This is a genomic window from Streptomyces sp. NPDC005402 (assembly GCF_040606575.1).
Lineage (GTDB): Bacteria > Actinomycetota > Actinomycetes > Streptomycetales > Streptomycetaceae > Streptomyces.
The window spans coordinates 44,974-64,792 of record NZ_JBEXFB010000033.1; the positions used below are offsets into that span (position 1 = coordinate 44,974).

Sequence of the window (19,819 nt, forward strand, 5' to 3'; positions counted from 1 at the left end):
CGGCGAGGATCCGCTGACCGCCATGGAGTGCGCGGTTCCTACGAGACGGATTTCCCTGCCGGTCACGCGGAGAGTCGCGCCACGGCGTTGTCTACCGTGAGTTCCTCCCGCTCACCGGAACGGCGGTCCTTCAGTTCGACGACGCCGTCCGCGGCTCCCCGTCCCACGATGAGGATGGTCGGCACCCCGAGGAGGTCGGCGTCGGCGAACTTGGACCCAGAGGAGATTCCGACCCGGTCGTCCAACAGCACCCGCACGCCTGCCGCGTCCAGTTTCTGGGCGATGGTGAGCGCCAGCTCGCTCTGCAACGCTTTTCCCGCCGAGACGACATGGACATCAGCCGGAGCAATCTCACGCGGCCAGCACAGTCCGTGTTCGTCGTGGGTCTGCTCCGCGAGGGCGGCGACGCCCCTGGAGAGGCCGATGCCGTAGCAGCCCATGGTGACCCGGGCCGGTTTACCGTTCTGACCGAGCAGGTCCAGCTCGAAAGCGTCGGCGTACTTGCGTCCCAACTGGAAGATGTGGCCAATCTCGATGGCCCGGCCGAGCCGGAGTCCGGAGCCACAGTTCGGGCACGGGTCGCCAGGCTGGACGACGACGACGTCCAGATATTCGTCGACCTCGAAGTCCCGCCCGGCGACGACGTTGCGGGCGTGAACGCCTTCCTTGTTCGCGCCGGTCACCCACGCCGTGCCGGTCGCGATCCGGGGGTCGGCAATATAGCGGATGTCCAGTCCTTGCGGCCCGACATAACCGGGTACGAGGTCCGGCCGCTCGGCGAGGTCCTCTGCGGTGACCAGCTCGACGATCGCCGGGGAGAGGTGTTCGCCCAGCTTACCCAGGTCGACTTCCCTGTCGCCCGGCACGCCGACAGCCGTAATCTCGCCATCCACCTTCACCAGGAGGTTCTTCAGCGTCGCCGACGCCGACACACCCAGAACCTCGACCAGAGCCTCGATAGTCGCCGTATCCGGGGTGTCCACTTCCTCCAGAGGCGGGTGGTCACCATCCTCGACCAGGATCTTACCGACCGTCACCTTCTCTGTGTTGGCCGCGTAGCCGCACGTCGGGCAGTCCGCGAAGGTGTCCTCGCCCGCCTCTGCCGGGGCGATGAACTCCTCCGACGCCGAGCCGCCCATGGCCCCAGACACCGCGGACACGATCCGGAAGTCGAAACCGAGCCGTTCGAAGATGCGGATGTACGCCTCGCGGTGCAGCCGGTACGACTCCGCCAGGCCCTCGTCGGTCGTGTCGAAGGAGTACGAGTCCTTCATCTGGAACTCACGGCCGCGCAGCACACCCGACCTGGGACGCGCCTCGTCGCGGTACTTGTTCCCGATCTGATAGAGGATCAACGGCAGGTCCTTGTAGGACGTGCACTGGTCTTTAACCGCCTGAGTGAAGATCTCCTCGAGCGTCGGGGCAAGCAGATAATCTCCACCCCTGCGGTCTTTGAGCCGGAAGATTTGATCACCGTACTCGTCCCAACGGCCCGTGAGCTGGTAGGGTTCGCGCGGCACCAGCGCGGGCGCCAGCATCTCCTGCCCGCCGATGGCGTCCATTTCCTCGCGTACGATCCGGGTCAAATTCTCCAGTACCTTCTTGCCGATCGGCAGCCAGGTCCAGAGCCCGGCTGCTGAACGCCGGACATACCCAGCGCGGACCAGGAGCTTGTGGCTCGCGGTCTCGGCACCAGCCGGGTCATCAGGCAACGTCTTGAGCATCAGCCGGGACATACGCAGGACCATGACAGCTCTCCAGGTTTACGGTGCGGATCGCATGAGGATACCGGGTCCGCAAACCTCCACGGCGGTCTGGAGTCGCTAGTGGCGGCCTAACGTTATAGTGGATCCTTCTCGGTAACGATTCCTAACGGTTTGTTGAAGGTCAGCCGGTCGCTGATAGCCGTGCAGAGCTAGGGATCGGTGAACGTCTTGGGTCCAGCCGCCGAAGGCTTCGTTGGAGGCGATGCCGACACTGTGCTTTTCCTCCCGCGCGGCCAGAACCTGGAACAACAGTTCGACACCGTGCTTGTGGAGTTCATGTAGCTGAGTTCGTCGATGCATGAAAGATCGACACGTCCGTAGCGGGCGATCGTCTTGGTCAGCTGCTTCTCGTCCGCGGCTTCGACTAGTTCGTTGACGGGCTTGGTTGCCAGGGTGTACTTCCCGCGGAAGTCTGCCATCTCGGCCTCGGTGCGCGCGATCAGCAGGTGTGACTTGCCGGTGCGGAGTCGACGATCAGGCAGAGCGGCTGCCCCTTCTTCACCCACTCGCAGGTGGCAAGGGTGTGCACGACGGCGGCTTCGATGTTGGCATTGGCGTCGCAGTTAGCCATCTCCGCAGGTGGAGAACGTCGTACGCCTTGTCCGCGTGCAGCCGCTGCGGCTTGAACTAGTGGCCGCGGTACGGGTCGTGTACGTTTGGTGGGCCCTCGACCATGGGCTTCAGCCCTTCGCTGTCGTGGACGTTGCCGGCCGAGACACCGACGATGAGGAGCAGGCCGTTCGCGTCCGACAGGATGTGCATCTTGGAATCCGGCTTGCCCTGGTCCAGGGGGCGCGGACCTGTGTGTTCGCCCCCTTTTAGCGCGGACGTGCGCGGTGTCCAGGGCGACGCGGGTGGCGTCGACGAGGCCGGCGTCGTCCAGTCGGTGCAGTACGGCCTCGTGCAGTCGGCCCCAGGCACCGGCTCTGGACCAGATCAGGAACCGTCGGTGTGCCGTCGACTTCGATATCCCGAAGCACGGCGGCAAGGCGCGCCAGTCGCACCCGCTCACCAGGACGTAGACGATCGCCGCAAACAACGTCTCATGAGGCGTGTCCTGCGTTCCGCCGCCCTGCGACCGCACCCCGGACGGAGGGATCAACGGCTTCACAATCTCCCACAGCCCGTCCGGAACGATCCAACTCCAGGTTCCTCGCCCCATGTTGAGGCCAACGTCCGCCGCTTCGCGAGAGCCCGCAGGAGCCCGGGGGCGTGGTTCGCGAGTAGGTCGACGACTGCTGTCGTATAGGCGTGGGCGGTGCTGACGGAGATACCGAACCCGACCGCGAGCTGGGCGAGGGTGTCGTGCCGGCGCAGGTACACCAGGCCGACCAGGGCACGCTGGTGCGGCGAGAACTTGCAGCGGCGGTCACCCTCAAGAGTGACGATGAGCATGGTGACCCACTCGACCAGGGCATGGGGCAGGTCGAGTGCGGCAGAATACGGCACCAACGCGGCTCCTGTGCCTGAGGGTTGAGACTTCGAACACCTCCCCCAACGGCACGGGAGCCTCGTGCGTTGCGGGCACCGATCCCATCACCCGATCAGTGGCCACGCTGAAAGAGCTCAGTAAACGCAAGGCCTACGTTTCGAGCGCGGTGCGCGCTTTGGCATGGCTGGCCGTTTCGAACGCTTGCCACATCGCGGCGTACTTGCCGCCCTCGGCGAGCAACTCCTCGTGCGGCCCGACCTCGATGATCCGGCCGCCATCGAGCACGACGATGCGATCCGCAGTCCGGGCCGTCTGTAGGCGGTGCGCGATCACGATCGTGGTCCGGCCGTGCGAGACGCGCTGCATCGCCGTTGCAACCGGGCCCCTGCGGCGAGGTCGAGGTTGGAGGTGGCCTCGTCCAGCAAGAGCAAGAGGGGGTCGGCCAGTTCGGCCCTGGCCAGCGCGATGAGCTGACGCTGCCCGGCCGACAGGGATCGGCCACGTTCGGCCAGCTCGTGCAGATAGCCGCCGGGCAGCCCGGCAATGAAGTCGTGGGCACCAACCGCCCGGGCCGCTGCCTCGACCTCGGCGTCGCTTGCGCCGGGCCGGCCGTAGGCGATGTGCCGCGAACCGACCCGGTGAACGGGAACGCTTCTTGAGGCACGTATCCGAGCTGGCGCCGGTACGGCAGCAGGTCGAGCGTTCGGAGATCGTGGCCATCGACGCGGATGGCACTGTCGCCTGGATCGTAGAACCGTGCCACCAGCTTCATGGTCGTCGACTTACCCGCGCCTGTTGCGCCAGCGAGCGCGACCGTCTCGCCGGGCGCAATGCGCAGGCTGATACCGCGCGACGCCTCCGTGGCTTGGCCGCCAGGGCGCCGGCGTGCTGAAGGCTCTGGACGTCTTGCGGGCCGCTGCGTTCCGGGGTGCATCCGCGCCGGATCGCCTTGGTCGGGTAGGAGAAGTGCACGTCGTCGATGACCACCTCACCGGACAGCTGACCAGTCTTCTCGGGGTCCTCTGAGTCTGGGGTGAGGCTGTTCTTCATGAGGTCAGCGATACCTGATCGCGTTCATCCTCTACACCGGCCTATTCTTCTCACCGGTCGAACAGCTTTCGCAGGTCTTCGACTCATGGCAGCAGACCCGAATCTCGGTGGACCGTACCCCGTTGAGGTCCTCGTCGACGATCTGGACGACGTCGCCTACACGCTGCTGGGCGTCCCAAGTGGCGGGGAACACCTTCCAGCGCATTCTGTAGGAGACCACGAGCACGATTGGCACGATGAATGATACTGACGATGGCCAGCAATGGGGACAGGAAGAGCATCACCCCGACCGACAGCACCACCCGCAGGGCATCGCTGCTAAGGAACGGGAAGTAGTTGAGCAGCCCCCTGGATCAGGGCAGTATCGGAATTGGCTCGTCCGACGAGCTGACCCGTCGGAATGCGGTCGCGGTTCTCCGTGCATGGCATTGCGCAGGTCGAACTCAACTTCAAGGGCAAGGCGAGCACCATACAAACGGCGGAGACATTCAAAGCCGACCATAGCGGCGCCGACCGCTAGGACCAAGGCCAGCCACGGCCACAACGCCGACCCATGGCTGACGATGACGCCATCGACGATCTGCCGTACGACCATGGGCATGGTGATCATGTAGACGCTACCGAGTACCGCACCGAGCAGTGAGAGCGCCATTGCCTTGCGGCGCCAGAGCATGTGAGCCCACAGGCGCCGAACCCATCCCGGACTGGCGGATGATTCTCCGGTCATCGACTCTCGCTCCGCCTGGCGGCACGGTGGTCGGCGAGACGGCCGCCCACGGCCGCGCCCAGCCTTACGCCCTTATGTGCAATCTTCTCCACTGACACTCCCCTCGGCGATCGGGTATCTGCATGGGGAACCTCGGGTCTCTCACTTCGCCGAGACGCCTCCAACTCTCAATTGACTGTCTCCTCTTGAGATGCCAGGTAAGCTCTCACGAATCGCATGGGGTAATGAAGCGGCTCCGCATTCTCCATGGCTATTCCGACCACTAGAGCCTCAATTGCCAGCAAAATGCGCCGTATAGGAAACTGCGGGAAGTACGAGTCGTGAACAGAGATCGTGAGTATTTCGTTGACCTCACACCGGAGGGCGAAAGACAGGAAACGAGTTCCGCCTTGATATACATGTTCGCGCAATTCGATTTTCGTCAGTTTCGCGAGATCGTGAATCTCTTCCACTACGCCACCGTAGGTCTCCCCTTCCGTGGAATCCCTCATGTCATTGAATGACAAGTCGAAAGCTCTTTTACACTCTCTCCCTTCGTCGAGGTCCGTGAGCATCACTTGAAGAGCCTTCTCATCGTAGTGACTGGATCCGTAACCCCTGAGGCTTGCTTTCCAAGCATCCTTAACTATTGCCTCGAAAGGCATGTTGAGCGATTCCAGCACCCCAGGAGCAAATTGCACAAGCTCCCCGACGAATGAACGTTCTTCCTGGCTCAATCGATTGGATGCTGGCAACAGAAAGGAGGACTTGTCCCGCCCGATGAGTGCGCCGGAAACCACCGAAACAGCGGCTAGGTAGACAGCGGATGCACTCATTGCATACTTCTTTGAGATGACTGAAACAGCAGCCCTCAGCGCGCAAGAATCCATTACTGCTGCCCGACCGCCGTCTTGTGGAAGCTTTTCTAGTACCGACTTCCAGTATTCGAGGGAGCGAGCGCTCTTTTCTTGCCACCTCGTCGATTGCTCTAGCTGCGCTCGGTCCACTGGCTGCATTCCAGGCGTCGATGACCATTCGCGCTCCCCGGAAAAGTAGCTATCGAGCGCCACTCCTAGTGCCCTGCAACCGTGACCATCGACGGCAAGGTGGGAAACCAGACAAATAAGATGCGTTGGAACGTTTACGCACGTCACTATGGCGAACAAGGCCCCGAGCTCGGTTGCAATATCAAAGCGTTCCGCCTTGAGGCGCTGTACTGCACTTTGAATATCAGTTTCGACAGACGCTCCGGCCTGAATTATCGGGATCTCCACTGATCCGACTTTTTCAACCTTTTGGCGAGGATCGCCATCGGCCCCCAACGGAAATACCGTTCTCAGGGACTCAAACTCCTCGAATGCCCATTTGGCAGCGTCACTGACCTCGCGGAGACTTTTCCCTGGCGGAATAGATTGGACATACGCGAACGACCGGTACTTGAGGCGGGAGCCTCGCCAAGTCCTCCGTTGTGCCCACGTAAGGGGGGCGATCGCGCCGCGCTTACCTTCGAAGTGAATCACTATTTTGTCCATTTTTCCATCTCCCGGCTCTGAACAGCAAAGGTAACTATGTGACCTGTCTCCCCGAAAGAGAAGCATTCGTCCCAGGGAAGCCTCACTGCTGCATTTCTCCTTCGGTCGTCCTCACAAGCGCCAGACGGCTTATTCCTTCGACGCGTCCAGACGAGACAACCACTTCGGTGGCGACCGGTCGGCTGAGGAAACCGAGCAGGCTGGCGGTCAAGCCGTACGCGCCGGTGTTCGGAACGCGCAGGACGTCACCTCGTGTCAGGCCATTGAGTTTCACTTGCCGTCCCAGCCGATCCAGTGGGGTGCACAGCGGCCCGACCAGATCGGCGGTGAACGTGGGTCCCGGCTGTCCGGTGGACTCCGGGCCGACGTTGACCGGCAGCAGCCGACCTGTGGCGGACAGCCCGCCAAGTGCGTTGATGCCGGCGTCGAGGATCGCGAAGGTGCGGCCCTTACTCTCCTTGACGTCAATGACGGACGCCAGGAGGGTCCCGCAGTCGGCAACTAGGTAGCGCCCTGACTCGAAGGCAAGGAACGGTCGTCCCTTGTCCCGCTCTGGAAGCCACTTTTCGAGCGCCTTCTGCAGCCCCGCCCGCAGGCTCACGTACTGCGGGCGGCCCCCGGGGACCGCGTACGGTGCGGCAAAACCGCCGCCCAAGTCGAGTAATTCCAGCGGGATGCCGAGCTGATGGGACAGCTGTGCCGCGCACCTGATGCTCTGGGTCATCTCGTCCAGCAGTGTCGCCTCGTCGCGGGCATTGGTCAGAGGGAAGAAGTGGAAACCCCGCACTGTGACAGTGGTTGGTGGCCGGAAGGCGGACCACTCGGCCACCAACTGTTCATAGTCGAGGCCGAACTGAGACGAAGTGCCCGTCATGCGGAGCCCGCTGCCGCCAACCGCATCCGGCGCGTTGACCCGCAATAGGCAGTCAACGCGCACACTGTGCCGTTCGGCGGCAGCACCGATCTGGCGAATGTCCGCGAAGGACTCGGCGGAAAAGAGACGTACGCCCGCTGCCAGTGCCCCGCCGAGTTCTTCGGGAGTCTTGCCTGGCCCGGTGTACAGCACGTTTTGGGAAGACTGTCCGGCGGCGATGACGGCAGCCAGTTCGCCTGCGGAGCTGACTTCAAGACGGGCGCCGAGGCCGCCCAGGCGCCGCACCAGTGCGGGATGTGGGTTGGCCTTCAGGGAGTAGTAGATGAGAGAGCCCGTGGGGAGTGTGCGTACGAGGTCGTCGTATGCCTGCTCCAACCGATCCAGGTCGTACACGTATGCCGGTGTGCCGTACGTCTCGGCTATGGCGTCGAAGTCAGGCATGCCAGTCCGCTTCCGAGGCGTCCGCGTCGAGCAAGGTACGCAGGGCCTGCCGGTCGGCTTTTCCGTTCGCGGTCACAGGCATGGTGTCGAGCACCATGCAGCGCGTGGGGGTTCGGGCCAGCCCCAGCCGGGCGGCGAGTTCGGCAAGCACCATGGCAGGCCGTGCCGTGCCGGTCACGAACAAGGAGAGTTCGTTCTCGTCTACCGGGACGAGCACCACCGCGTCACGTACTCCGGGCACCGACTGAGCAGCGGCCTCGATCTCCAGTGTGCTCATGCGCACGCCACGTCGCTTGAAGATCTCGTCACGCCGTCCGGAGAAGTAGAGGTATCCCTCCTCATCGAGGTACCCGTAATCGCCGGTGTGGAGCCGGAACCGCGGGACGCCCGGCGTGGTCCGGAACATCCGCGCAGTCGCGCCAGAGCTGCGCCAATACCCGTCCATCACGTGGGGGCCGTCAACCACAATCTCTCCTACCACGCGAGGCGGCACGGCCATGCCGTCGGAGTCGAGGATGGTCACCGTGGTGCCGGGCAACGGGCGCCCAACCGACTCGGGACGCAGGGAGGCCTGGTCCGGCGGGAGTATGGAGACGCGCTTGCATTCGGAGATGCCGTACATCGGGCAGACTTGGGCTCCAGGAAACGTGTCGCGCAATGTGCGGGCGAGGTGCGGGGGGAGTTTCGCTCCGGTGCTGGTGAACAGTCGCACCGTGTTGTGTACGGCACGGCCGGCGCCGGATTGGGTGCGCTCCCGGGCGGCGAGCGTGATAAGCATCGCTGCCAGCGAGGGGACCAGGGGGACGACTGTCGCATCAGAGCGGCGCAGCTGACGCAGCACTGTGACGTCACTGCCCTCATCAGCCAGGACCAGCTCGGCACCTGCCAAGGCGCAAAGGAAGAGCTGATAGAGGCCGTAGTCGAAGGAAAGCGGCAGTCGGCAGAAGACGATGTCATGGCTGCGGTACTCAAGGCACTGTGCGATCGCGCGGGCGGCGAAGAGCACCCGATCGTGCGGGCAGACGATGCCCTTCGGGCGGGAGGTCGTCCCCGAGGTGTAGATGATCAGGGCGGGCGCTCGTGGAACCTCCGGATTCGGCGACCGATCACGTACGGCGGCCGAGGAACGGTATGTGCTCACAGTCTCCACAGCGGCGGCCAGCTCAGCGGCGTCGGCAGTGTGGCAGAAGCCCGGCAGCTCTCCCAGTCCGCCGGAGGCGATTAGTGTGCAAGCCTCCGTTTCCTTCAGGATTGGGGCAAGTTGGTGGGCGGTCGTCGTAGGGGCGAGCGGGACCAAGGTGGCGCCCACCCGGGACACTCCGTACACCAGAGCGGTGAACGCGCGGCTCGCGGGCAGCCGGGTCACGACTCGGTCCCCGGCTCGCACGCCGCGCTGCTTCAGCCAGTCCGCGACGGCGCGGGTGGCCCCCGACAGCTCCCGGTACGTCCAGCGGCCGTCTACATCGCGCACAGCGGGCAGTCCCGGAAACCGTCCGGCCGCCGTGTCAAGAATTCCGTGGAGCGCTTCCTCTCCTACCCACCCAGCCACAACTATCCTTTCTCCCCGTCTGCCCGGACGCGCGAGTTTTCCCTCCGAAATATGTGGCTGATTCCTCGAAAATGTTACCCGATACGGTTTACTCCGCCGGGAAGGAACTCGCCATGCGAGAACGGCAGACGTGACATCGACGCCATGACCGCTGTACAGATCGATCTGCTGACTTCCGTCTAACTCCGACATGCCAGCGAATTCCCGCCTGGCCGTCTATCCCCTGTGATGCTCAAGTATCCAACTAATTCCAGTCCATTGCATGCTACCCGGATGGAAGCTGGTTGATCAAGCGCAAAGCAGAACCTTCACGAATCTGTCGACGCTGCACGCACGGGTTGAGCATGCAGCTTGCATCCCGCATACCCTTCGGATTCCCGTTTGTGCTTTACTATGCTCAGGCTGAATAGGCGATGTCGGTTCGTCGATCAGCTTTTCCTGCGGATTGAGCTCCGGCGCGTACGGCGGCAGGTGGAAGATGACCAGCCAGTCTTTGCAGCTTGAAGAACATCCGGGTCGGCGCCCGGACCGCAGGCGCACCGCGCCGACGATGTTCACCCGCCGCCGCACCGGCCGGCCACCCCGCACTACGGGACCTGGCCCCGGGCGGCGCCCAAGTGCACCCTTCGGCGGGATCAGCGACTGGCCGGTCCCGTCCGCGAAGCACCGGTCCCGTCCGCGAAGCAGATGTGGGCGCCCAGCTCGTGCGCGGTACTTTTGCCCGAGGCCACACCCCGCGGCCTCCCCACCTCGATCCCTGCCTCGTCGCGTTCCAGCGCGTGGCGCACGGGCACCTAACAGCTCCAGCGGTGCCACCTGAGCAGCCGCTACACGCTCTCCACCCACTTGAGCGTCCAGCCCTGGTCCTCCTTGATCGAAGCCGTGCGCCAGCGGGCCCCGCTGCAACTGCGCCTCCAGCCGATGCCCATGCGCCGACGGCAACCGTTCGACCTCCATCGACCCCGCCGCCACACCCCCGCATCGCTACGCCGCCCGCGGCTGCCGTGCCGACCGCTCCGTCACCCGAAGCTCCGCCGCGATCTGCGCCGTGCCCACCCCTCGCGCATACCACATGAGGCCGTCGTACCGCAGAGATCACCACTCGTAACGACCGTCGGACATCACACTGAATTCAACCTGATTAGCTGCAAGGCCATGTGGCCATTTTGTTAGCCGCTGTAATTCGAAGAAACTTCTTGCGACGCCTGCGCCAAGGAGACAAGAGCCTGGCGGTCGATCTTTCCCCTATCGGTCAGCGGCAACTGGTTGAGAAATATGTACTGACCAGGTATCAGGTACGGCGGCAGCTCGTCACGGAGTCGCTTGTCGATCAGGGAAGCATGCAACGCGTCACCACCGCAGATGGCAACCAGACGACGATCGGTCGCCTCTCCCACTGCAAGAACCACAGCCTCCTCGACGCCTGGCACAACACGAAGGCGCTGTTCGACCTCAGCCGGTTCAATGCGATGGCCCCGGACCTTCATCTGATGGTCCGTTCTACCCAGGTACAGGAAGCCTGCCTCGTCGCTTCGGCGTACGAGATCGCCAGTGCGGTACCAGAGGCGGCCGTCCCTGCGGAGGAAACGTCCCTCATTGTCTTCTGCCTGTAGGTATCCGGAGAACATCTGTGGACCTGTGACGCACAACTCCCCCTCATAGGCATTCAGCCCGCCGGTCTCGTCAAGGAGCACGGCGTCATGGCCGGGCAACAAATGGCCGATGGGCACGACGCCATGCGATCCTGCGACCGGCTTCGACGGCGCCCAACGGTATGCGGTGCAGGCGATAGTGAGCTCTGTGGGGCCGTAGAGGTTTTCTACGGTTGAGTTCCCGGCGGCCCGCTGCCAGGCGGCTGCGTCCTCATGCAGCAGCGTCTCGCCACAGAACAGGCTCCACCTCAGCGAAGGCAAGGATCCCGCCGGCAGACCACCGGAGCGCTGTAGAGCGGAGACCGTTCCAGGTACGGAGAACCAAACGGTGATCCCCTCACGTTCTACGAATTGCGGCAACCGAGCCAGAGCCGCTGGATGGGTGTGAACCACCGTGCCGCCGCAGGCCCATGCGGCGAACAAGTCGAAGAACGCCAAGTCAAACGTCAGGCCGAAGGTCTGGCTGAAGACGTCTTTCTCCGTGAAGTCGTACCGTGACATGACGCTGGCTATGAAGTGGCAGACATTCGCATGCTTGATGGGCACGCCTTTGGGGCGCCCAGTGGAGCCCGACGTAAAGAGTACGTACGCAACATCCATGGCCTTCTGCCGTGCAGGGAGTACAGTGACGTCACCCTCGGTAAGAAGGGTTACACCTGACTCACCCCACACAGAATTGCCCACCTCCGGTGCGAAAACCGTCGGGACAACCCCGCTTTCGGTCTCGGACAGCTCCTTCACTTTCGCGGCGCACACCGCGTCCGTGAGCAGAGCGTCCATAGCATGGTCACGCAGGAGCTCGGCAAGCCGGGACACCGGGAGGTCGGGGGCGAGTGGATATACCGCTGCACCAGCGCACATGCCGGCCAGAATCCCTAGGTACCCCGTCAACGTCCGGTCGGCAAGGACACCAATACGCCGTGGCTCACCCCTGGAATGAGCCGACCGCAGGACACTCGCCCAGCGATCAGCCGTAGAGATCAACTGCTGGTAAGACAGTCGATGCCTGCCGATCCGCAAAGCCTCGCGATCCGGCACCAAGTACGCGCTCTGCCGTACCAAGTCCTCCAGTCGCGGCTCAGCGGCCGCACTACACAAATCAATCAGGCCAGGCTTACCGGACCGTCCCACAGTGTCAGCGCTCCGTTCGCCGTCCACAACCGGTCGTTCGAATAGTTGAGACTTGCAGACCTCAGATCCCTGAGACATCTTTCAAGCGGAATTGGGCTGTTCGCGGAATACCCTGTGGACATTCCAGCCAACTCCACCATCCGGTTCACTGCACGAAATGATAGGTCCGAGGCGGCGAGTTTCAACGAGTTCAAGTGTATCTGCAGCACTTCGCCGCGCAGGTCTCGTTTTCCATCACGCGCGTCGGCCACTTCTTCGGTCACCCTCTGGAGATACCCATGGCCAAGCTCAAGGTCAAGGCGGATTCGAGCAAGGCGTTCCCTCACCAGGTCAGAGGTGAGGTCGGGACCACTGTTACGGTGAGGGCGACGGAGATGCCGGATGAGCTCGGCGAAGGAATGCCGCGCTGCTCCTAGCCAACACGCGGAAAGCCCGATATGAGCAAGCGGGATTGCGCTCTCAGCCGCCACTCGACGGAAGCCGCCCGGCCCGCCGATCAGATTGCTTTCCGGTACGGTTCCAGTCAATTTGAGCGAGACATTCTCCATGCCCCGCATGCCCAGAGTGTTCCATTCTCCGGTGGACTCGATGCGCACCTGCTTACGCCCTACGTACACCAGGGATACTTCGTGAACAGGGGCATCCTCGGACGCCCTCAGCGTCACCAGGAAGCCATCAGCGTGGGCGCCACCCGACACGACGGGGGCACGACGGTCCACATGGAGACCATCTGGGCCGAGGACCACGGGGGACTGGGCAGTGACAAAACCCCAGCCCTTCACCGCCTCGGTGGTGACTGACGCAAGATAGGTTTCCCCTCGCGCTATCGAGGGAAGCAGATCTTCCTGGAGTTTGCGTGTGCCGAAGCGCACTATGGCGTCGGTCTGCTGGCAATGCATTGCCCATATGGTCGCCGTGTTCAGACAGGCCCCGGCCAACTGCTGGGCGATTCGCACCAGCTCGCGCAAGTCTCCTCCCAGACCACCGTACTCCCTGGGAACGAGAAAGCCGAGCAGCCCTGACGTGCGTACCGCTTCCATGCTCTGGACTGGGAAGGCGGCATTCTCGTCAGCTTGAGCTGCATGCTTCCGCAGCGTCTCCGTAACGTACGACGGTACGTCGTCAGCGCGACTATATTCTCGTCGAGTGGATGTCATGCCTTCGGCTCCACCGAACGCAGCCCGGAGACCGCCTGCCACAAGGCTCCGGCGGTAGCAAAGGTAGCCGGCTGGAGCAATTCGTCGGGGATTTCTATGGCATAGGTCTCCTCCAAATTCAGTAGCAGCTCGACGCTGGCCATGGAATCGAGCCCGAGTGAAGCCAGATCTTGATCGGGGTTCAAGGGCGCGTCATCCGACAACCCTCGCAGGAGGGAACGCAGAATCGATTCAAATGACTTATCCCAAGAAGGCGTCATATCTCCATGCCCTTCAGTTGTGTCGCAGTTGAGCGCGCCCGCTCGCCGCTGCGCTTCCCCGGTCACATCCGGGGAGAGACATAGGCGACCGTGTACGTGGGTTCGCCGGTAATCACACATGGGGAGGGCTCCTCGGCCCGCCGCAAGCTCAACACCTCGCCGAGGCCCCAGGACGCCACGGCCTCCACAGCCTCCCGCGTGGCGCTCAACGGCGCGACCGCCACCGCGCGTTCGGTGAGCACTTCACGGATGGTGCCCTTGTCGACGGGCTGACACTGACCACGCACAAATCCCCTTGTGCGAGCGAGGTAGCCGACACCGACCTCCTTGACGGCCGTCGGCAACAGCTCGGCAAGCGGGGCGAGGTCGTCAGTGAGGAGGACGGCCTCCTCACGGGTGTCGGCGCGCACCACGACAGCTCGGGTGCGCTCGTTCACCGTGCGGCGCGGCTGTAGGTAGACCCGTATCGGCACGCCCTGGCGGTGCCAGCGCCGGTGCAGCCGGCCCACCTCCTTGCGGTCGGCGGTGATCACCAGTTCACAGCGCACGCCGCCACTGATCAGCCGAGCGGCGAGAGCCTCGGCCGCAGTCCGCTCTGCCGGGTCGCCGCCCGCGAGGGTGAGGGCCACCTCGGTCGGCGCCAGGTCGGGGTGAACCACCAAGGCGCCATCGGCGTCCATGCCGAGCAGCAGATGAACCAGCACCAACCGACGGGAGAGCGCGCCCGTGACATGGTGCGTGTGGTGGAGCTGGCCGCCCTCGCGGTAGCCGACGCCATAGAGCCGGGAGAAGCGCTGCCCCTGCCGGTACACGCTGCTCACCTGGAGGGTCGACCCGGTCGGCAACGGCACATCACCGCCCACCGTCGCCTCAGCCACGCCCGTGTTGTTGGTCCACGGCGGCCTGGTGCCCCACAGCACCGGCACGTGGACGGCCGCGCAGACCTCCCTGGCCATCGCAAGACCTACGGCAAACCCCTCGGCCGCGCTCACCCGATCGGCAAAGCATGCCTGGAACTCGTAGATGTCGGACGCCTCTATGGCCCGGAACACACTGCGCCCCGAGCGGGTTGGGCGGAAGTACTTGGTGTGCCGATAGGTGCGTATCGGCAGGTCCCTTCTCGTGCGGACCAGCCGGGCCCAGTGGGTGTAGACGGCGCCCTCACCGGTGGGGGTCAACACCATGCGCTTCCGGCCTTCGGCCCAGTCGATGTCGTCGCCCGCGAAGATCAGGGCCTTGTCGAGGGAGATCACTCCGCGGCTGGGTTCGAGCACCGAGTCCGGCACCAGCAGGGGGTAGTCGTACTCCTCATAGCCGCGCAGTTCGTAGGCGCGCCGGACAATGGCGTCGAAGCGGCGCATCATCCGCATCCCGTGCGGCAGCATCACGCTGGCGCCGGCGAGATCAATCGGGCCTTGGTCGAGGACCTCGGCCTCCCGCAGCCAGCGGGCGAACCGCCGCATGGTGAAACCGGCCCGGTCCGCACCCGCCACCAACGACCCTGCGGGTGTCTCACCCCGGGGGGGACGCCACTCCATGCTCCCGCCGCTCAGCGGGGGCACCTGTGCCGGTTCGCCCAGCTCCCAGGGCAGCACCGCCGTCGGGTCCCATTTGTCCACTGTTCTCCCCTTACGACATCAGAAGGCCACGGCCGCACCAATGGGGCACTCGTCGGCCCCCGCCAAACCCTCCTTCTCTCCCCCGCCCAACGCGCGTACTCGCCGCCCCCGCCGGTTCGCTGCCACAGTCGGCCTCCGGGAAACGTCGCGCGGGAGCGGGACGGGGCCGGACCTTGAGGGTGGCGAGCTAGTGCAACATCCCAAGGCTTGCTTGGACGGCCTCCCTGAAGAGCTTGATGTCGTTGCCAAAGGCGATCATGTCGAATCCCTCCGCCACGTATTCCTTGGCCAGTTCGAGGCTGTAGGCGAAGATCCCGGCGCGCTTCCCGTGGTCGTGGGCGGCGGAGAGTACGGCGGCCCTCGCCCGGTCCATCGCGGGTCCCGTCATCACGGTCGGCTGCCCGAGAGCCATGGAGAGGTCCCCCATGCCCATGAAGAGCACGTCAGCGCCTTCAACGGCGGCGATCTCGTCGGCCCGTTCAACGGCCTCGGCCGACTCGATCTGGAGGACACAGACAGTCTCGGCGTTGGCACGCCGCAGATAGCCAGGGACGTCGCTGAAGTAACCAGAGGCACGCACCGGGTTGATGCCACGGTTCCCCTGGGGCGGGAAGCGGCAGGCGCGCACAGCGCGTTCGGCCTCATCAGCTGTGTTGACCTTGGGCACCACCACCCCTCTCGCCCCCATATCGAGGGCGTGCTCGATCAGGTGCTGGTCGAGGAAGGGAACACGGATCAGGGCGGCGCAGGTGCTGCCCTCGAGTCCCTGGAGCATGTGCAGAGCGTCCTGCTTGGTCATGGGGGACGCTTCCATGTCCAGCACCACCCAGTCCAAGGGCAGCGTCGCGCAGGTCTCGGCGAGCATGCTGCTGCCGGTCAGCATGAAGACTCCGAGCGTGGGCCCCTGACTCTCTCGCGCGTGCTCCCCTTGCTGCTGGTCGCGGACGAGGCCTCTATGAGTTCGCATGTGGGCTCCCTTTCGCAGGGCGGGAGTTCCCGCCTCGGATGGCTTTGTGGCAGAAGGACCGAAGGGCTGGGCAGGTCTCCCCCGTGTCGGCAAACGCGTCGCGGTTATGGCTCACCGCTGCCGACCGTGGCATACCCGGCCAGCTCGCCGACGGCCCGCCACACGTCACCCGGCACCCGCAGGACGTCGGACCGTGATGAGTGGGCAACGGCGCGGCCGGGGAGCCGGGGCGTGGCGCGCCCGGGAGCCAGCGGGGACTGCCGCAGGTGTTCCTCCAACAGGACGACGGCCTCGCCGACCTCGGCTGGCGTCTTGCCGAGGCCATCCACTGGGAAGCTGACGAACAGCCCGCCGTTGCCGAACGCCCGGGGCGCCCCCACGTGCCCTGAGCCGGCCACCACACCCGCCATCAACTCGACGAAGGCGCTCAGCGCGTGGCCCTTGTGTTCTGCGGGCCCGCCCAACGGGGCGAGAGCGGCGCCCGGGGGCTCGGTGTACAGCTGGGCCGGGTCGTTGATCCAGCGGCCATCGTCACCCCTGAGCAGCCCGTCGGCGAGCTTCTCACCGGCGAGCAGGGCCGCGCGGACAGTGCCCTCGGCTACTGCACTGGTGCTCATGTCCACCACGACCGCTGGTCCCGGCGGCGCCGGGCAGGCAAACACAAGCGGGTTGGTCGCCCAACGCCCCGTCGTACCGCCGAGGGGCGCCACCTTCCGGCCGCCGCCGGAGTAGTTGACGAAGCCCATCAGTATCAGGCCGCGCCCCGCAACGGCTCTGCCCAATGTGGCCAGCCGCCCCAGGTGTCCGGCCGCGCGCAGCCCCACTACGGTGGGCCCCTCGGTGGCGGCACGGCCGAGCTCCCTCTCAAGGTGACGTTTCACAACCGTGCCGGGAGCATGCCCCGCATCGAGGAGCGCCGCGTGCGGGCCGCGCCTCACGACCTTGACCCGCGCGGTCGGCACGATGTCGCCGATATGCACCGCGTCGGCGTACTCGGGGACCCGCAGCAGGCCGTGCGAGGGCAGGCCCGCGCGTTCGGCAGCGACCAGCTCGTCGGCCGTTGCTGCCGCTGACTCGGAGGGGAAGCCGATGCGGCGGAGCGCCGCCGCGCACACCTCGCGCGCCTTGGCGACCGGCACGGTCACCGTGCGACCCGCGCCCCGGGCTGTTCCGGCGGCATGCCGCGCCGACAGGTCGGTGGCGGAACGCGGCGCGAGTTCGGCCGCCTCGCGGGCCGCGATATGGTCCACGACCTCGGCGAGGGACAGGGGGTCGGTGTGCACCTGGCGGACCTCGGGCACGCCAGGGACCTCGTTGTCCAGGTGGCTCCAGGACAGCCGCCCCTCCGCCTCCTGCACCTTTGGGTCCCCGGCGACGCGGCTGGTCAGCTGGGCACGACTGGCCCGCAGGCCGTAACAGACCCACCGCAGGCGGGGGTCTGAGCGCAGGAACGGCACATGGTCCAGGAGCCGGCCCGGCAGCAAGACCCCAGTAATCACCACCACCTCAGCGCCCCACTCCAGATAGGACTCCAGACAGGCACGGAGGTTTCGGGCCATCAGGGCGTAGGTACGCTCGTCGGCCGCCCAGGGGTAGACGTCCGCCATGGCGTCCATATCGATCAAGGCAGCTGATCGGTCGTAGCGCCGCACCAGCAGCCGCCCGACCTCTGTCTTGCCCACACCGGGCGCGCCGGTCACTACGACGACACGGGTGCGGAGCCGGCTGGCGGTCATGCCGGTTCCTCTGTCGTCCCGCCCAACTCGCTGACGCAGAGCCGGAATTTACCGGTGGACGACTCGGGCATCTCGTCGAGCGTCTCGAACTCCACCCGGAACGGGTGACCGGTGTGGTGGTGGATGCGCTCCACGAGGGTGCGCACCGTATCCTGCCGCAGGCCGTGGGGCGCGTACACCTTGATTCTCAGCGCGTGGACCTCAGTCTGCACCACCTGGAACCAGTGGATTTCTGGGAAGCGCATGAAGAGATAAGAGAAGAGGTATGCGTCAACGTGGTCCCCCGTAGGGGTGCGGATCAGGTCCTGGCGGCGGCCAGCCACCGTACTCATCGCGGGATAGGGTAGCTCGCCGGTGCGCTTCAGCAGTGCGGCGATGTCGCTGGTCTCGTACCGCAGCAACGGCATCGATCTGTTGTTCAACGTGGTGACCACCACCCTTCCCTTTTCGCCGTCGGCGCACGGCTCGCCGCGGTCGTCGAGGACCTCCACGAAGACGTTCTCGGCCTGGATCAGCATTTGTCCGCCACCCGGGTGCTCATGGGAGACGATGTTGGTCTCGCGCATCCCGTACTTGTCGTAGACATCGCAGTCGAAGACCCGGCGCATGGTCTCGCGGAGCGCGGGGGGTAGTGGCTCGGAGGTGCCTTGGATCGCGCGCAGGCCTGGAATACGGCTGCCACGCCGCTCGGCTTCCTTGGCGATGAGATGCATGGCGTTGGCATAGGTGCTCACCAACGTCGGGCGGAAGGTCGACAGTTCGTTGAGCAGCTTGGACACCAGGGCCCGGGAGAGGCGGAAGGTATTGAATTCGCGGCGGTTGGAGAGCAGATTGTCCACCTGGTCGATCACCTGCTTGAAGGACCAGAAGATCTCCGAGCCCCACAGCAGCGCGAACGGATCTCCCAGCCGCCAGTTCCCGCACCACTCGTAGGTGCGCAGCTGGTGGGCCCGCATCCACATGCGGAAGTCCAGGTCCTGTTTGAACTGGGCGCGTCGACCAGTCGACCCGGAGGAGAAATTGGTCTGGCAGGTGGCAATGTCGGCCTCGTCGGAGACGAGCCGGTCCTGCTCGTTGATCAGGATGTCGCGGCTCAGCAGCGGCAGCCGACGCAGGTCTGCGGGACTGTCCAGTTCGCGTAGTCCCCGCTCGTCCATGACCCGGCGGTAGTAGGGCACTGTCCGATAGGCGTGCCCTACGATCTCCCTCAGCTTCTCGAACTGGAGCTCGGCAATTTCTTCGGGCGACCGCTCCTGGTTGCCGCGTAGCCACTCCAGCCGCTCGCGCACAGGCGCGCGACCGCGCAACCGCTGTCCCTGCCAGTACAACGAGCCAGCGAGGCGTCGGGGTATCTGCATGGCGAGCCTTTCAGAGTCCGTGCGACTGCTGGTAGCGAGCGAGGGGGAGTGCGGTGACCATCTCGGGCCGCCAGCGGTCCTGGTGTCGGGCAAGCCAGCGCTCGCGGCGGTCGAGTATGTCGGGGTGGAGCGTCCCGCCGAACCAGGAGGACAGGATGGCGGAGTGGCTGAACGAGCCGTTGGTGTCCTCGATGTCGTGATTGGCGTCCCAGTCGTAGAAGACCACGCCTCCGCCGCCGGCGAGGGTGCCGAGGATCTCCTCCACCACGGACTCGGGTACCAGCCGGTCGAGGAGGTAGAGGTAGGTCGGTAAATAGATGAGGTAGCGAGCGGTCACCAGGTCGAGCATGTGGTCGCCAAAGCGGAAGACAGAAGCGGCGTAGTCATATCCCGGGCCACGTTCCTGGTCGGGCGGCCTTTTCACGGGCGGCGTGTGGAGCATGGGGAGATCGGTGTGCCCGTCGACCAACTTGAGAGCCTGCCAGACGCTCTCCAGGGACTGGGCGTAGTCGTCCAGCCCCGGCACCGGAATGCGCCATTCAGGCACGAAGTGGAAGGGGTTCATCGCTCGGAAGCGCACCATGGTCGC

At 64.9% G+C, this 19,819-nt stretch carries 12 protein-coding genes and 4 pseudogenes; all 16 read right to left on the minus strand.

Translation table 11 applies throughout. The annotated features are described in order from the left end of the window. Positions 1-62: 62 nt before the first annotated feature. The 16 genes and pseudogenes from ABZT02_RS40595 to ABZT02_RS40670 all read right to left on the minus strand — a co-directional run bounded on the left by ABZT02_RS40595 (position 63) and on the right by ABZT02_RS40670 (position 19,813). Positions 63-1,748, minus strand: a complete 1,686-nt coding sequence (locus ABZT02_RS40595) for a proline--tRNA ligase (protein ID WP_356027216.1) — start codon at positions 1,746-1,748, stop codon at positions 63-65. Positions 1,749-1,918: 170 nt separating this feature from the next. Beyond that, positions 1,919-2,331: pseudogene (locus ABZT02_RS40600) on the minus strand (ATP-binding protein); the annotation flags it as partial. After that, positions 2,331-2,928 (minus strand): annotated as a pseudogene (locus tag ABZT02_RS40605) (IS5 family transposase); the annotation flags it as partial. The pseudogenes ABZT02_RS40605 and ABZT02_RS40600, both read right to left, overlap by 1 nt. Before the next feature lie 17 nt (positions 2,929-2,945). Further along, positions 2,946-3,218 (minus strand): annotated as a pseudogene (locus ABZT02_RS40610) (transposase family protein); the annotation flags it as partial. A 130-nt stretch (positions 3,219-3,348) separates the two neighbouring features. Then, positions 3,349-4,045, minus strand: a pseudogene (locus ABZT02_RS40615) (ATP-binding cassette domain-containing protein); the annotation flags it as partial. A gap of 1,097 nt (positions 4,046-5,142) precedes the next feature. Next, positions 5,143-6,486 carry a condensation domain-containing protein gene (locus ABZT02_RS40620; protein ID WP_356027219.1) on the minus strand — a complete coding sequence of 448 codons (1,344 nt, stop codon included), beginning with the start codon at positions 6,484-6,486 and terminating at the stop codon, positions 5,143-5,145. An 82-nt stretch (positions 6,487-6,568) separates the two neighbouring features. After that, the gene (locus ABZT02_RS40625; protein ID WP_356027221.1) at positions 6,569-7,801 is read right to left on the minus strand and encodes a type III PLP-dependent enzyme; all 1,233 of its coding nucleotides are present in this window, start codon (positions 7,799-7,801) and stop codon (positions 6,569-6,571) included. Further along, entirely contained in the window at positions 7,794-9,350 is a 1,557-nt protein-coding gene (locus tag ABZT02_RS40630; protein WP_356027224.1) for a class I adenylate-forming enzyme family protein, read from the minus strand. The genes ABZT02_RS40625 and ABZT02_RS40630 overlap by 8 nt, the downstream gene beginning before the upstream one ends. A gap of 1,169 nt (positions 9,351-10,519) precedes the next feature. Then, positions 10,520-12,211 carry an AMP-binding protein gene (locus ABZT02_RS40635; RefSeq protein WP_356027226.1) on the minus strand — a complete coding sequence of 564 codons (1,692 nt, stop codon included), beginning with the start codon at positions 12,209-12,211 and terminating at the stop codon, positions 10,520-10,522. Further along, positions 12,106-13,290, minus strand: coding sequence for an acyl-CoA dehydrogenase family protein (locus tag ABZT02_RS40640; protein WP_356027229.1), 1,185 nt, complete (start codon positions 13,288-13,290; stop codon positions 12,106-12,108). The genes ABZT02_RS40635 and ABZT02_RS40640 overlap by 106 nt, the downstream gene beginning before the upstream one ends. Continuing rightward, complete coding sequence (locus ABZT02_RS40645) at positions 13,287-13,670, minus strand: phosphopantetheine-binding protein (RefSeq protein ID WP_356027231.1); 384 nt, start codon at positions 13,668-13,670, stop codon at positions 13,287-13,289. Before ABZT02_RS40645 ends, ABZT02_RS40640 begins: the two co-directional genes overlap by 4 nt. Then, a complete protein-coding gene (locus ABZT02_RS40650) occupies positions 13,613-15,169 on the minus strand; it encodes a hypothetical protein (RefSeq protein WP_356027234.1) in 1,557 nt (518 codons plus the stop codon). The genes ABZT02_RS40645 and ABZT02_RS40650 overlap by 58 nt, the downstream gene beginning before the upstream one ends. A gap of 187 nt (positions 15,170-15,356) precedes the next feature. Beyond that, on the minus strand, positions 15,357-16,004 hold the full coding sequence (locus tag ABZT02_RS40655) for an aldolase/citrate lyase family protein (RefSeq protein WP_356027274.1): 648 nt from the start codon (positions 16,002-16,004) through the stop codon (positions 15,357-15,359). A 236-nt stretch (positions 16,005-16,240) separates the two neighbouring features. Beyond that, positions 16,241-17,872 (minus strand): Ldh family oxidoreductase, encoded by a 1,632-nt coding sequence (locus ABZT02_RS40660; protein WP_356027237.1) that lies wholly within the window; start codon positions 17,870-17,872, stop codon positions 16,241-16,243. Next, entirely contained in the window at positions 17,869-19,161 is a 1,293-nt protein-coding gene (locus ABZT02_RS40665; RefSeq protein ID WP_356027238.1) for an AMP-binding protein, read from the minus strand. The genes ABZT02_RS40660 and ABZT02_RS40665 overlap by 4 nt, the downstream gene beginning before the upstream one ends. A gap of 79 nt (positions 19,162-19,240) precedes the next feature. After that, positions 19,241-19,813, minus strand: coding sequence for a hypothetical protein (locus tag ABZT02_RS40670; protein ID WP_356027240.1), 573 nt, complete (start codon positions 19,811-19,813; stop codon positions 19,241-19,243). Positions 19,814-19,819 lie beyond the last annotated feature (6 nt).